This window comes from Bacillus sp. ISL-57 (assembly GCF_018613135.1).
Taxonomy (GTDB): domain Bacteria; phylum Bacillota; class Bacilli; order Bacillales; family DSM-1321; genus Peribacillus; species Peribacillus frigoritolerans.
Genome location: NZ_JAGGQV010000019.1, coordinates 353,971 through 367,750 on the forward strand (window position 1 = coordinate 353,971; position 13,780 = coordinate 367,750).

Annotated in this window: 13 protein-coding genes and 1 riboswitch; all 13 genes read right to left on the minus strand. The window is 43.2% G+C overall.

The features are described 5' to 3' along the window. Positions 1–12: 12 nt before the first annotated feature. Positions 13–1,287, minus strand: a complete 1,275-nt coding sequence (gene purD / locus J7I90_RS22295; protein WP_214773789.1) for a phosphoribosylamine--glycine ligase — start codon at positions 1,285–1,287, stop codon at positions 13–15. Between the two features lie 19 nt (positions 1,288–1,306). After that, on the minus strand, positions 1,307–2,842 hold the full coding sequence (purH, locus tag J7I90_RS22300; RefSeq protein ID WP_063595367.1) for a bifunctional phosphoribosylaminoimidazolecarboxamide formyltransferase/IMP cyclohydrolase: 1,536 nt from the start codon (positions 2,840–2,842) through the stop codon (positions 1,307–1,309). A gap of 18 nt (positions 2,843–2,860) precedes the next feature. Beyond that, a complete protein-coding gene (purN, locus tag J7I90_RS22305) occupies positions 2,861–3,436 on the minus strand; it encodes a phosphoribosylglycinamide formyltransferase (RefSeq protein WP_214773790.1) in 576 nt (191 codons plus the stop codon). Further along, complete coding sequence (gene purM / locus J7I90_RS22310; protein ID WP_214773791.1) at positions 3,436–4,461, minus strand: phosphoribosylformylglycinamidine cyclo-ligase; 1,026 nt, start codon at positions 4,459–4,461, stop codon at positions 3,436–3,438. The genes purN and purM overlap by 1 nt, the downstream gene beginning before the upstream one ends. A gap of 42 nt (positions 4,462–4,503) precedes the next feature. Further along, positions 4,504–5,919: an amidophosphoribosyltransferase gene (gene purF / locus J7I90_RS22315; RefSeq protein WP_214773792.1), complete on the minus strand. Its 1,416-nt coding sequence runs from the start codon at positions 5,917–5,919 to the stop codon at positions 4,504–4,506. After that, a complete protein-coding gene (gene purL, locus J7I90_RS22320; protein ID WP_214773793.1) occupies positions 5,904–8,123 on the minus strand; it encodes a phosphoribosylformylglycinamidine synthase subunit PurL in 2,220 nt (739 codons plus the stop codon). Before purL ends, purF begins: the two co-directional genes overlap by 16 nt. Continuing rightward, positions 8,107–8,793, minus strand: coding sequence for a phosphoribosylformylglycinamidine synthase subunit PurQ (gene purQ, locus J7I90_RS22325; RefSeq protein WP_048680628.1), 687 nt, complete (start codon positions 8,791–8,793; stop codon positions 8,107–8,109). Before purQ ends, purL begins: the two co-directional genes overlap by 17 nt. Next, entirely contained in the window at positions 8,790–9,044 is a 255-nt protein-coding gene (gene purS / locus J7I90_RS22330; RefSeq protein ID WP_034306118.1) for a phosphoribosylformylglycinamidine synthase subunit PurS, read from the minus strand. The genes purQ and purS overlap by 4 nt, the downstream gene beginning before the upstream one ends. After that, a complete protein-coding gene (gene purC, locus J7I90_RS22335) occupies positions 9,037–9,756 on the minus strand; it encodes a phosphoribosylaminoimidazolesuccinocarboxamide synthase (RefSeq protein ID WP_048680630.1) in 720 nt (239 codons plus the stop codon). Before purC ends, purS begins: the two co-directional genes overlap by 8 nt. 102 nt (positions 9,757–9,858) lie before the next feature. Continuing rightward, positions 9,859–11,151, minus strand: coding sequence for an adenylosuccinate lyase (gene purB, locus J7I90_RS22340; RefSeq protein WP_034306123.1), 1,293 nt, complete (start codon positions 11,149–11,151; stop codon positions 9,859–9,861). Further along, positions 11,148–12,308, minus strand: a complete 1,161-nt coding sequence (gene purK / locus J7I90_RS22345; protein ID WP_214773794.1) for a 5-(carboxyamino)imidazole ribonucleotide synthase — start codon at positions 12,306–12,308, stop codon at positions 11,148–11,150. The genes purB and purK overlap by 4 nt, the downstream gene beginning before the upstream one ends. Further along, positions 12,292–12,780 (minus strand): 5-(carboxyamino)imidazole ribonucleotide mutase, encoded by a 489-nt coding sequence (gene purE / locus J7I90_RS22350; RefSeq protein WP_096338794.1) that lies wholly within the window; start codon positions 12,778–12,780, stop codon positions 12,292–12,294. The genes purK and purE overlap by 17 nt, the downstream gene beginning before the upstream one ends. A 177-nt stretch (positions 12,781–12,957) precedes the next feature. Then, positions 12,958–13,059: riboswitch (purine riboswitch) on the minus strand. A 74-nt stretch (positions 13,060–13,133) separates the two neighbouring features. Beyond that, positions 13,134–13,334, minus strand: a complete 201-nt coding sequence (locus J7I90_RS22355; protein WP_034306130.1) for an NETI motif-containing protein — start codon at positions 13,332–13,334, stop codon at positions 13,134–13,136. Between the last annotated feature and the right edge of the window lie 446 nt (positions 13,335–13,780).

Genomic DNA, 13,780 nt, shown 5'->3' on the forward strand with positions numbered 1-13,780 from the left:
AGCTTCTTTATATTATGATGAAAAATTGTATTTTATTGCTCGGTAGCCAATATCCGTTCGCCAAAATAAACCGTCTTTCTCAATATGCCCTAACTCTTTATATACTTCAGCTTGTGCAGAGGCCAAATCTTTCCCTTTTGCAGCAACCAGAAGTACACGTCCGCCATTCGAGATGAAGTTCCCTTCATTATTGAGAGCCGTTCCAGCATGATAAACATGGGCTTTCGGATCAATCTTTTCCAAGCCTTTAATGATAGATCCCTTTTTATATTCCCCTGGATATCCATCGGCTGCGACGACCACCCCAAGCACGGCTTCTTCATGCCACTCAAGTTCTAGATCCTCTCCAGAAAGAACCGCTTCAAGCGTATCTACGAAGTCTGTCTTTAGGCGAGGTAAAACGACTTGCGTTTCCGGATCGCCAAAACGGGCATTGAACTCAATGACTTTTGTGCCTTTTTCAGTGGCGATCAACCCGGCATATAATATTCCTGTAAAACTCCGATTCTCAGAAATCATCGCATTTACCGTGGGTTTAAGAATCGTTTCGACTGCAGTCTGGATCATTTCATCGGATATTTGCGGCACCGGTGAATATGCACCCATTCCACCTGTGTTCGGACCCTGATCTCCATCAAAAACCCGCTTATGATCTTGAGCAATGACCATCGGATACACTTTTTCCCCATTAACGAATGCCATCAAGGAAAATTCCTCGCCATCAAGGAATTCCTCAATAACGACTTTGGCAGATGCTTCCCCGAACTTTGCTCCGACTAGCATATCATGGATGGCGTCTAACGCCTCTTCCATCGTCATAGCAACCACGACACCTTTTCCTGCTGCCAAACCATCCGCTTTTATGACAATGGGGGCACCCATTTTTTCGATATATGCTTTTGCTGAATCATAATCAGAGAATGTTTCATATTCCGCTGTCGGAATGCTATAGTTCTTCATTAAATCTTTAGCAAAGGATTTACTTCCCTCGATGACTGCAGCACGGCCATTAGGGCCAAATACCTGTAATCCTGCCTCCGTAAAATCATCTGCAAGTCCATTCAACAATGGTGTTTCGGGCCCGATCACCGTTAATGAAACAGCATTCTTCTTGGCAAAGGCAACCAAATCCCCATGATTGTTTTCATCAATTGGTACAAGAGTCGCTACATCGGTCATCCCTGGATTTCCCGGTGCTGCAAAAACGGTCCCAACTCGTTTACTTTCAAATAGTTTGCGGGCTATGGCATGCTCCCTGCCGCCCCGGCCAATTACTAGTACATTCATTATCGCACCTCATTTTTGATTAATGTTTAAAGTGACGAATTCCTGTAAACACCATCGTAATCCCATATTCATCAGCTTTCTTGATTGAATCTTCGTCTTTAACAGATCCACCAGGCTGAATGATTGCCGTGACGCCCGCTTTCGCTGCCGCTTCTACAGTATCATCCATCGGGAAGAAAGCATCTGAAGCCAATGCACTTCCTGTTGCTCTTTCCCCAGCTTGTTCCAAAGCAATTTTTGCAGCTCCCACGCGGTTCATTTGTCCTGCGCCAACACCTAATGTCATTTGATCGTTACAAACAACAATTGCATTCGACTTGACATGTTTCACGATTTTCCAGCCAAGTTCCATGGCTTTCCACTCTTCAGGGGTAGGCTCACGTTTCGTTGCCACTTTTACCTCTGCATCCTTTAAGCTATGTGCATCCTGATCTTGAATAAGCAATCCGCCTTCGATTGATGTCAATTTACGTTCAGGCTTTTTAACCGCGTCGAAATCGATCGTTAATAAACGAAGGTTTTTCTTGCTTGTCAATACTTCCACTGCCTCTTGTGTAAACCCAGGCGCAATGATGATTTCAAGGAAAATTTCATGAAGCTTCTCAGCAGTTGCCTTATCAACTTCACGGTTCAAAGCGATGATCCCGCCGAAAATGGAAGTGGCATCTGCCTCATATGCTTTTTCATATGCTTCCAAAATTGTCGCACCGACACCGACGCCGCAAGGATTCATATGTTTGACTGCAACTGCAGCCGGCTCATTGAATTCTTTAACGATTTGAAGTGCTGCATCAGCATCATTAATGTTGTTGTATGAAAGTTCTTTTCCATGTAATTGATTCGCTTCTGCAATAGAGAAAACGGAACCAAGCGGTTTTTTATAAAATGCGGCTTTTTGATGTGGGTTTTCCCCATAACGAAGCGACTGTTTCAATTCATAGGTAACAGTCAATGATTCAGGATTTTCTTCATCGGCAAGCTCTGTCATATACTCTGAAATAACGGCATCATATGCTGCTGTATGACGGAAAACTTTTGCTGCCAGGCGGCGATTCGTGGTTTTTGATACCCCGCCATTTTGTTTCAGCTCAGCCAATACGGTAGGATAATCATTGGAATCAACGATAACAGTCACATATTCGTGGTTTTTAGCAGAAGAACGAAGCATTGTCGGTCCACCGATATCGATGTTTTCAATAGCATCTTCCACAGTGACTTCCGGTTTGGAAATAGTCGCCTGGAATGGATATAGGTTCACACAGACAAGTTGAATCGGTTCAATATTATGTTCCGCAAGCTGTGCTGCGTGATTTTTGTCATCATGTTTTGCCAACACTGCTCCATGGACATTCGGGTGAAGCGTTTTAACACGTCCATCCAATATTTCCGGGAAACCGGTGACGTCACTGATTCCAATTACCTCAATACCATTATCCTGCAGCGTTTTTTTGGTACCGCCTGTAGAAATGATTTCAAAACCTGCTTCAATTAATCCTTGAGCAAATTCTACGATACCTGTTTTATCCGATACACTAATTAATGCACGTTTCTTCATGTTATGTTGGTCCCTCCATTAAGTAAGTTTCTTGTGGCATAGCTCCTGCAAAACTGACGGATACAGGTCATGCTCCATTTCCTGAATCCTTTTTTGAAGGATGTCTTTCGTATCCCCCTCAAGAATTGGCACTGCTTTTTGGGCAATGACCGGTCCTGTGTCCATTCCAACATCCACATAATGAACCGTTACCCCCGTTTCCTTCACTCCGGCGTCAAAAGCCTGGCCAATTGCATCCTTGCCTGGAAAACTAGGCAGAAGTGAAGGGTGGATATTCACGATCCCCTGTGAATATTGTTGTAATAATGTCGGTCCGATCAAACGCATATAACCAGCCAGAATGATAAATTCTATCTCATATTGGCGAAGTTTTTCCAGGATTTCCGTTTCATACTCAGTCTTGTTGGAGTAATTTTTTGCTGAAAAGGAGAAAGAATCAATGTTCTCAAGCTTGGCTCTCTCAAGCACATATGCGTCTTCACGATCGCAAACGACAAGGCAGATTTCCGCCTCCAACTTTCCACTTTTTATTGCTTCAGCGATTGATTGAAAATTACTACCGTTACCTGATGCAAAGACAGCAAGGCGTTTCATTATTTGAACGACACTCCATTTCCATTCACAACCGTCCCAATAACTGAGGCTTCTTCACCGCAAGACCGTAGGTGGGCTAGCACATCGGATGCCACTTCTTTTTTCACGATAGCCGTCATTCCAACTCCCATATTGAAGATATTGAACATTTCCTCATTTACAAGGTTCCCTTTTTCTTCAAGGAATGAGAATATAGTTGGAATTTCCCAGCTACCAAGCTCTATTTCAACACCGCATCCTTCAGGAAGGATACGCGGAATATTCTCGATGAATCCTCCACCGGTGATATGGGCAAGGCCATTAACCTCAAATTTTTCCAACGTCGATAAAACCGACTTCACATAGATTTTTGTCGGCTTTAATAATTCCTCTCCCAACTTGCAATCCAGTTCCGGTACGAAGTCATGAAGCCCCATGCCTGAGTCCTCAAGAAGGATTTTACGAACAAGGGAATACCCATTACTGTGGATGCCGCTTGAAGCGAGTCCAATAACGACGTCACCAGCCGAGATCGCTTCACCAGTAATAAGACGTGATTTTTCAACGGCACCTACAGTAAAGCCTGCCACATCGTATTCTTCCATCTCGTACATGCCTGGCATTTCAGCCGTTTCTCCGCCGATTAAAGCACAGCCCGCCTGCTCACAGCCATCTGCAATTCCTTTGACGATCATTTCAATTCGTTCAGGATCTGCTTTACCGCAGGCAATATAATCTAAAAAGTATAAAGGTGCAGCACCTTGAACGACAACATCATTGACGCACATAGCTACACAATCCACTCCAATTGTATCGTGTTTATCCATCATGAACGCTAACAAAAGTTTTGTACCCACTCCATCCGTACCAGAAATGAGCACAGGTTCTTTAAGGTTCAAGGAAGATAAATCAAACATGCCGCCGAAACCGCCCAGACCATTCATTACTTCTGGACGAAATGTGCGCTTTACATGTTTTTTCATTCGATTTACCGCTTCATAACCAGCCTCAATATCCACACCAGCCTGTTTATATGCATTAGCCATTTGAAATCCTCCTCCGAAAATCAATCATCATTGCCGACTTGATTAACATTTTGTTTTTTCTCGTTCGTATTCAAAAATTTCAGTCGGATAATTTCCGGTGAAACAAGCTAGGCATGAACCGCGCGTTTCTCCAGGAAACGGTCGTCCAATTGCTTCGACCATACCTTCGACACTTAAAAAAGTTAAGGAATCAGCTTCAATGATTTCCCTTATTTCCTCCACCGATTTTGAGCTTGCAATCAGTTCTTCCTTTTTAGACGTGTCTATGCCATAAAAACATGGATTCTTGATCGGTGGTGAGCTGATTACTACATGCACTTCTTTTGCACCTGCATCTTTTAACATGCGGACAATCCTTCTGCTCGTTGTCCCACGGACGATTGAATCATCGACCATTATGACCCGCTTGCCTTCCACTACCCCTCTTACAGGTGATAGTTTCATCTTTACGCCTTGTTCTCGCAGACTTTGTGATGGCTGAATGAAAGTCCGTCCAACATAACGATTCTTTATTAAGCCCATTTCATAAGGAATGCCCGCAGCTTCAGCATAGCCAATCGCTGCCGAGATGCTGGAATCAGGTACACCTGTAACTACGTCTGCTTCAATTTTGGTTTCGAGTGCCATTTGCTTACCAAGGTTTTTCCGTGCCGTATGAACATTGATACCATCAATGTTGCTATCCGGACGGGAAAAATAAACGTACTCCATCGTGCACATTGCCTGTTGGCTGGAAAGCGAAAAGTATTCGGATGTGATTCCCTCATCATTAATGACAACGAGTTCACCCGGCTCAATATCGCGAATGAATTCTGCACCTACAATATCAAGTGCACATGTTTCGGATGCAGCGAAATATGCATCGCCTATTTTCCCCAAGGAAAGTGGACGGAAGCCATGCGGATCTCTTGCCAAGATCATTTGGGTTTCGGTCATGATGACAAAGGCATAGGCTCCCTTCAGCATACTTAAACTGTTCTTCACGGAATCTCTTACATCCGTGTAGCCGGAGCGTTTAATCAGATGTGCCAGAACTTCCGTATCAGAGGTCGTTTGAAAAATGCTTCCTTGTCCTTCAAGCTGTGCTTTTAATTGATGGGCATTGACGATATTCCCATTATGAGCAAGGGCCAGCCCTCCTGTATGAGAATTGAACAGGAAAGGCTGAACATTTTGATACCCGCCGCCGCCTGCCGTTGTATAACGGACATGGCCTATTGCCGCTTTACCGCTACCGGAAAGTGCCTGCATTTTTTCCGCAGTGAATATCTCTGTGACAAGTCCTTCGCCCTTAGAGATGGACATCTGCTCACCATCCGTCACGACGATGCCCGCTCCCTCTTGACCACGATGTTGCAAGCTATGCAAACCGTAGTAAGCAAGCTGCGCTGCATCGGGATGTCCCCAGACTCCAACAACACCACACTCTTCGTTTAAGCTTCTTATTTCAGCAAGCATGGTATGGCTCCCTTCCAAGCTGTTTGTAAATCTTCAACGTCCGCTTCCAATACTTTGCTATCACTTGTTGCCACGACTAATTTATTATCAGCCGTTACTGAGCCTATGCATCTCGCATCTTCAACCAGTGCTTCAAATGCCGTTTGGTTTTCAGGACTGATGGAAAGAAGGAATCGTGATTGCGTTTCACTGAATAATTCAGATACAGGTTCACCGGATATATTCACTTTTGCCCCTAGTTTGCTTGCCCCGAATAAAGATTCAGCTAAAGCCACTGCCAAACCGCCTTCCGAAAGGTCATGGGCTGATGCAACAAGTCCTTTTTGAATTGCTGTCAGAATTTGCTTCTGACGCTTTTGTTCAAGGTCCAAATCAAGTTCTGGAGCGCGTCCAAAGATTTTGCCCTCGAGCATTTTCTGTAATTCACTGCCTCCGAATTCCACTTTCGCTTCACCGACCACATAAATCAAATCGGATTCATTTTTAAATGTTTGTGTTGTGATGTGCTTAAGGTCATTGACTAGACCAACCATTCCAACTACAGGTGTCGGATAAATCGCTTCACCATTCGTTTCATTATAAAGGGAAACATTTCCGCCGATTACAGGAGTACTTAAGCTTCTGCAAGCTTCACTCATACCGTCTGCCGCTTTTTCCAGTTGCCAGAATATTTCTGGTTTTTCTGGATTCCCAAAATTCAAGCAATCCGTAATCGCTAAAGGTTCCGCACCTGAGCAAATGATGTTACGGGCTGCTTCAGCCACAGCGATTTTGCCGCCTGTTTCAGGATCTAAATAAATAAAGCGTGAGTTGCAATCCGTCGTCATGGCAAGGGCTTTATTCGTACCACGTACACGCACTACCGCTGCATCCGACCCAGGTGAGACGACTGTATTCGTGCGGACCATGTAATCATACTGGTCGTAGACCCATTCCTTACTCGAAATTGTCGGTTGCTTCAATAGTGATACCAATGTATCTTTATAATCTTCAATGACTGGCACTTCTGCCGTCATGCTTTGGAAGTCACGGAAATATTGCGGCTCTGCAGATGGCTTGTGATAAATAGGGGCCTCTTCAGCCAATGCATCAACCGGAACCTCAGCAACGATTTCACCTTGATGGGAAAGTGTTAGATTTTTATCATCCGTTACTTCACCAACAGCAACCGCTTCTAGGTCATATTTCGTAAACAAGTCGACGATTTCCTGTTCGCGTCCTTTAGTGACAACGATCAGCATCCGCTCTTGTGATTCAGAAAGCATCATTTCATATGCTGTCATTCCCGTTTCACGCTGCGGTACCAAATCCAGGTTCATTTTTATTCCTGAGCCAGCTTTACTCGCCATCTCGGCAGATGAGCTTGTAAGACCTGCTGCTCCCATATCCTGAATGCCAACAAGGGCATCATTTTGAATCAATTCAAGGCATGCTTCCAAAAGCAGTTTCTCCATGAATGGATCGCCTACTTGTACGGCAGGCCGTTTCTCTTCCGAAGACTCTGATAGCTCTTCAGATGCAAATGTTGCTCCATGAATGCCATCACGTCCAGTTTTTGCACCCACATACATCACTGTGTTGCCCACTCCATGTGCTTGGCCTTTTTTAATGTCCTTATGATCGATCAAACCGACACACATTGCATTGACAAGAGGATTTCCTTCATACGATGGATCAAATTGAATTTCTCCGCCGACAGTTGGAATTCCGATACAATTCCCGTATCCTGCAATCCCTGCAACCACTTCTTTAAATAAATATTTCACGCGATCATTGTCTAGCTCACCGAAGCGAAGTGAGTTCAACATCGCGATCGGACGGGCTCCCATGGAGAAAACATCACGGATAATTCCGCCGACACCGGTAGCAGCACCTTGATAAGGCTCTATTGCCGAAGGGTGGTTATGACTTTCAATTTTAAAAACGACAGCCTGATCGTCACCGATATCAACGATACCCGCTCCTTCACCAGGACCTTGCAGCACTTTCTCCCCTGTAATCGGGAATTTCCTTAAGATGGGTTTTGAATTTTTGTAGGAACAATGCTCTGACCACATAACCGAAAACAAACCAGTTTCCGTATAATTCGGCAGTCTGCCTAAGATTTTCTCCACCATTGCAAATTCATCATCGGATAGTCCCATTGTTGCGTACAATCGATCCGATTTAATTTTTTCCGGACTTGGTTCAAGCTGTAATAACATGTGATTCCCTCCAGTTTTTTACGATGGATTGAAAAATCTTTAAGCCGTCTTTACTGCCAAGCAGCGAATCAACAGCACGTTCGGGATGAGGCATCATTCCGAGGACATTTCCTTGTTCATTTGTAATTCCCGCTATTTGCTCCAAGCTTCCGTTTGGATTTTCACCATCATACGTGAACAAGATGCGGTTATTTTGTTTTAATTCAGCCAATGTTTCATCATCGCAGTAGTAATTCCCCTCACCATGTGCCACAGGGATCGTAATCGTTTCATTTAATTCATATCCTGTCGTGAACATCGATTGGTTATTTTCAACCTTCAGTCCTACATTGCGGCAAATGAATTTCAAGCCTTCATTACGGCGCATCGCTCCAGGTAAAAGTCCTGCTTCAAGTAAAATCTGAAAACCATTGCAGACACCCAAGACAGGCTTTCCTGCTTGTGCCGCTTTTACGACTTCAGCCATTACATTAGAAAAGCGTGCAATTGCTCCAGAGCGTAAATAGTCTCCATAAGAGAAACCTCCAGGAAGGAGAATCCCATCATACTGATCTAGATTGTCTGTAGAGTGCCAAACATACTCCACTTCTTCCCCCAGTGCATCCTTTATCGCATGGTACATATCGACATCACAATTGGAGCCAGGGAAAACTATGACAGCAAATTTCATTGGGTGATAACCTCCTCAACATCATAACGGTAAGCTTCAATTACCGTATTGGCCAATAGTTTTTCACACATTTCCTTCACAAGTTGATCTAAATCACGATCCGTATCCTTAATTGTAAGTTCAATGTATTTCCCCACTCGAACATCACTAACTTCGTTATATGTCAAGCTATGAAGTGATTGTTGCACTGCTGCTCCCTGTGGATCTAGTACACTTTCGCGTAGTGTGATATATACCTTAACCTTATACATGTTGAGTGCCCTCCAACTTTGCTAGTATTTTTTCGTAAGCATCTGTTAAACTTCCTAAATCACGGCGGAATACATCTTTGTCTAATTTTTCGTTCGTGTTAATATCCCATAATCGGCAGGTATCAGGTGAAATTTCATCTGCCAGCAGGATGTCTCCATTCGGGGTTTTGCCGAACTCTAATTTAAAATCAATCAATTTAATGTCCAACTCTTTAAAGAATGACGTTAAGACGATACTGATTTCTTGTGCCTTTTCTTTTAAAATCGCTACATCTTCCTTGCTTGCAAGTTCCAATTCTTCAATATGGTCTTCCGTTAACAGAGGATCGCCGAGCTCGTCGTCTTTATAGTAAAACTCAATCAGCGTTTTCTTGAGCGGCTGGCCTTCTTCAATGCCAGTCCTTTTAGAAAAACTGCCGGCAGCCGTATTTCTGACAACGACTTCTAGCGGAATGATGGATACCCTTTTGACTAGCTGCTCCCGTTCGGAAAGCATTTCAATAAAATGGGATGGGATATTCTCTTGGGCAAGCTTTGAAAATAGTAAGCTAGTAATTTGATTATTCAACTTACCTTTTCCGGCAATCTCTGACTTCTTCTCACCATTGAATGCCGTTGCCGAATCCTTGTATTCCACCCATACTATTTCACTGTTGTCCGTTGCAAAAATCTGTTTCGCTTTTCCTTCATACAACAATTCTCGTTTTTCCATCTGTCCAGACCCCCACATTGTGAATATTATGAATCTTCCTGCCATTGATCAGGCTTGGCAAACATATCACCGTTAAAGGTACCATGTTTGCCGCCTTCACTTTTATAAACCTAAACGATCAAAGATTACATCTACATTTTTCAGGTGATGTGTAGGATCGAAACAATCATCAAGTTCTTCTTTCGTAAGCAAGCTTGTGATTTTATCATCCTTTTCGATCAGGCTTCTGAATGGAACCTGAAGCTCCCATGCTTCCATCGCTTTCGGCTGAACCGTATCATAAGCTTCTTCACGGACAAGTCCTTTATCGATAAGGGATAGCAGCACACGTTGTGAGAAAATCAATCCCAGTGTACGGTCCATATTGCGTTTCATATTCTCTGGATAAACGGTCAAGTTCTTCACTATGTTGCTGAAACGGTTCAGCATATAGTTTAATGCGATCGTTGCATCCGGCAAGATGATGCGCTCAGCAGAAGAATGCGAAATGTCACGCTCATGCCATAATGGCACATTCTCATATGCTGTCATCATGTAACCGCGGATTACACGAGCCATACCCGTCATATTTTCAGAACCGATTGGATTCCGTTTATGAGGCATTGCAGAAGATCCTTTTTGTCCTTTTGCAAAGAATTCTTCCACTTCGCGTGTTTCACTTTTTTGCAAGCCGCGAATTTCCACTGCAAACTTTTCAATAGATGTCGCAATTAAAGCCAATGTACTCATATAATGTGCATGGCGATCACGCTGCAATGTTTGTGTTGAGATTGGCGCTGCTTCAAGGCCAAGCTTTTCACAAACGAATTTTTCAACGAACGGGTCGATGTTTGCGTAAGTTCCGACAGCCCCAGAGATTTTCCCAACCTCTATGTTCTTTCTTGCTTCTTCAAAACGTTCGACATTGCGTTTCATTTCTTGATACCAAAGTGCCAGTTTCAACCCAAATGTGGTCGGTTCCGCATGAACTCCATGTGTACGTCCCATTTGAACCGTGTATTTATGTTCTTTCGCTTTGTTTTTCAGGATCTCCACGAAGTTATTTAAATCCTTGGCAAGGATCTCATTCGCCTGCTTTATCACATAGGAAAGAGCTGTATCCACCACATCAGTGGAAGTCAGTCCGTAATGGACCCATTTCCGTTCTTCACCCAACGTTTCGGAAACTGCACGTGTAAAAGCAACAACATCATGGCGTGTATCTTTTTCGATTTCATTGATACGGTCAACATCGAATGTAGCATTTTCGCGAAGAAGCTTCACATCTTCTTTTGGAATGACACCTAGCTCGGACCATGCTTCACAAGCTAAGATTTCAACTTCCAACCACGCATTAAAGCGGTTCTTTTCTGTCCAAATGTTTCCCATCTCTGGGCGGGTATAACGTTCAATCATTTTACTTCCTCCGTTTCAACCTGTTGATTCCATATTTTGCTTCGATCACTTTCCAAAAGAGCTTCTTCAATCGTTGGACGTAAAATATTCACATGACCCATTTTCCGCTTAAGCTTGGCTTCTTTCTTACCGTAAAGGTGAACCTTCCAATCTGAAAGCGTCGGAATTTCATCCATCAAGGGTTCGATATGCTCACCAAGGATGTTTATCATTACCACAGGCTTCAATAACGCCGTATTTCCAAGAGGCCAATTGCAGACAGCCCTTATATGCTGTTCAAACTGTGAAGTCTCACATGCCTCCATTGTATAATGCCCTGAGTTATGTGGTCTTGGCGCTAATTCATTAATGATGATATCATCCTGAGGGGTTAAAAACATCTCGACTGCCAATGTCCCCACCAAATCAAGTTTCTCTGCAAGCTGCAAAGCTTCATTAATAGCTTTCCGTTCAGCTTGGATACTGATGCGGGCCGGAACAATGCTTTTATGAAGAATGTTTTCAATATGAATGTTTTCCGCAATCGGAAAATGACTTGTCTCGCCATCAGCCTTACGCGTCACGATGATGGATATTTCTTTTACGAAAGGAATCCAGGCTTCCAGCACACATATACCTGTTTTGAGCAGGGATTCAGCCTTTTTGATATCGGCTTCTTCCTTAATGACCAACTGCCCTTTTCCATCATAACCGCCCCGCGTCGTTTTTAACACACTAGGGTACCCTAATTTCTCTATATGAAGGTAAATTTCTGAAATATCCTGTATTTCCTGATATGGAGCAACGGAAGCTCCTGCATCGGATATGGCTTTTTTTTCCGTCAATCTATCCTGTGTCAATTTTAATAATTCTGAGCCTTGTGGAAGATATGCATGTTGCTTTAACCAATCCAAGGCTTCTGAACTGATATTTTCAAACTCGTATGTTATGACATCACTGACGTCAGCTAACCTTTTCAATGCTTCAATATCATCATAGGCACCAATGATTTCAATATCCGCCACTTGAGCACATGGGCCTTCTGCAGTCGGCTCAAGGACCGCTATCTTAAAGCCCGATGCCTTAGCTGACAAGGCCATCATCCTGCCCAATTGCCCACCGCCGATAATTCCAATGGTTTGTCCCGGTAATATGATTGTATTATTTAAGTTGTTCACTGCTCTGTAACACCTTTTCTCTGGTTTCGTCTCGTAAAGCCTCTAGCCTATCAGCAATGTTAGAATCAAAAGCCGCTAACATTTGAGCCGCTAACAAACCGGCATTGACTGCGCCGGCTTTTCCGATTGCAACCGTTGCAACCGGTACGCCACCAGGCATTTGAACAATCGATAATAACGAATCCATCCCATTTAATGCCTTCGACTGTATTGGCACGCCAATCACAGGGACAATCGTTTTAGCGGCGGTCATACCTGGAAGATGTGCAGCCCCGCCTGCTCCGGCAATAATCACTTTAATATCTCTATCTTTTGCACTCTCTGCATATTCAAATAGTAAATCCGGCGTCCGGTGGGCGGAAACGACTCTTTTTTCATAGGGAATCTCAAGCTGTTCCAATGATTCACAAGCGTACTTCATCGTTTCCCAATCCGAGACACTACCCATAATAACCCCAACTTGCGGTTTCATATCATCTTTCCCTCCAACACTCATATTATGGCGTCCCGAGTATGCAGACAGACGCTTATCATTTATCTATAACATGTAAATTAAAAAACCGGACAGGTTGCTTCCTCATCGAGAAAGCAACCTGTCCGGAATAGAAAGCCCTTTTGGAACTACAAAAAGACTTGGCTAGTTTCCGAAATAGTCAGATGCTTTTCTCATAGTCCGATGATTTACGGTCATCAGGTAGAAACTTTTGGGCCATATCCCCATGATTATATGAGATGTATTAATGTAACTTCATCTTACCTTCCGGCCATTTTAATGTCAAGTTAAAATCGAATATTTTTACATGATATTAATTAATCGTTCGTGTTTTACTCAATTAACTTTGCTTCAAATACAATTTTTCGATTAACTGGCACATAATGGACTTTACCATTCTCAATTCTCTCGGCAAAAATAGGCTCTTCCGTTCGCCTTACAGGGAAGTAACCTGCCGCTTTAATTCGATCTAAACATGCATCGATCGTCTCGCCCTCGATAACTTCAAACTTTTCCTTACTCTTTTTACTCACAATACCGATCCCTTCATGGTTCTATTTTTGTCTGCCTTCTTCCTTACCCATCCATATTGCATATTATCAATTAAATTCTTCCTAGTATAATGAAAAGAATAATTAAAGACAAGAATGCATGTAAGTAAAGTCGATTACTTTATAATGGTACTCAGAATATGTTGCCCTTGCCTTCCGTAAAAGCATCAACACTCATATACTGTACATCCCCTTCTATATCCTGCCCTTCTCCCCATCTGAATTACAATCGCTTGATTCATGAAATTACCTCTGCTCCATGGTCGGTAGTATCTTGCTCCCATGAATTATTTCAATTCATGTTTAGAACGAATAAATAAATCAGCTGTTGGAATTAATTAGCTTGCAGGTTGATTTATCTGTTAATTCACGTCACTCCTCCCTGAAACTGAAAAGTTCCGCAATACAAAAAAGACCAGCCGGATGGC

Coding starts and splice junctions, on each gene's coding strand:
- purS (WP_034306118.1), bottom strand. CDS start 9,044: ATGTATAAGGTTAAGGTATATATCACACTACGCGAAAGTGTACTAGAT.
- purE (WP_096338794.1), bottom strand. CDS start 12,780: ATGAAACCGCAAGTTGGGGTTATTATGGGTAGTGTCTCGGATTGGGAA.
- purD (WP_214773789.1), bottom strand. CDS start 1,287: ATGAATGTACTAGTAATTGGCCGGGGCGGCAGGGAGCATGCCATAGCC.
- purF (WP_214773792.1), bottom strand. CDS start 5,919: ATGCTTGCTGAAATAAGAAGCTTAAACGAAGAGTGTGGTGTTGTTGGA.
- purM (WP_214773791.1), bottom strand. CDS start 4,461: ATGGCTAATGCATATAAACAGGCTGGTGTGGATATTGAGGCTGGTTAT.
- purH (WP_063595367.1), bottom strand. CDS start 2,842: ATGAAGAAACGTGCATTAATTAGTGTATCGGATAAAACAGGTATCGTA.
- purL (WP_214773793.1), bottom strand. CDS start 8,123: ATGTTATTACAGCTTGAACCAAGTCCGGAAAAAATTAAATCGGATCGA.
- purN (WP_214773790.1), bottom strand. CDS start 3,436: ATGAAACGCCTTGCTGTCTTTGCATCAGGTAACGGTAGTAATTTTCAA.
- purB (WP_034306123.1), bottom strand. CDS start 11,151: ATGATTGAACGTTATACCCGCCCAGAGATGGGAAACATTTGGACAGAA.
- purC (WP_048680630.1), bottom strand. CDS start 9,756: ATGGAAAAACGAGAATTGTTGTATGAAGGAAAAGCGAAACAGATTTTT.
- purQ (WP_048680628.1), bottom strand. CDS start 8,793: ATGAAATTTGCTGTCATAGTTTTCCCTGGCTCCAATTGTGATGTCGAT.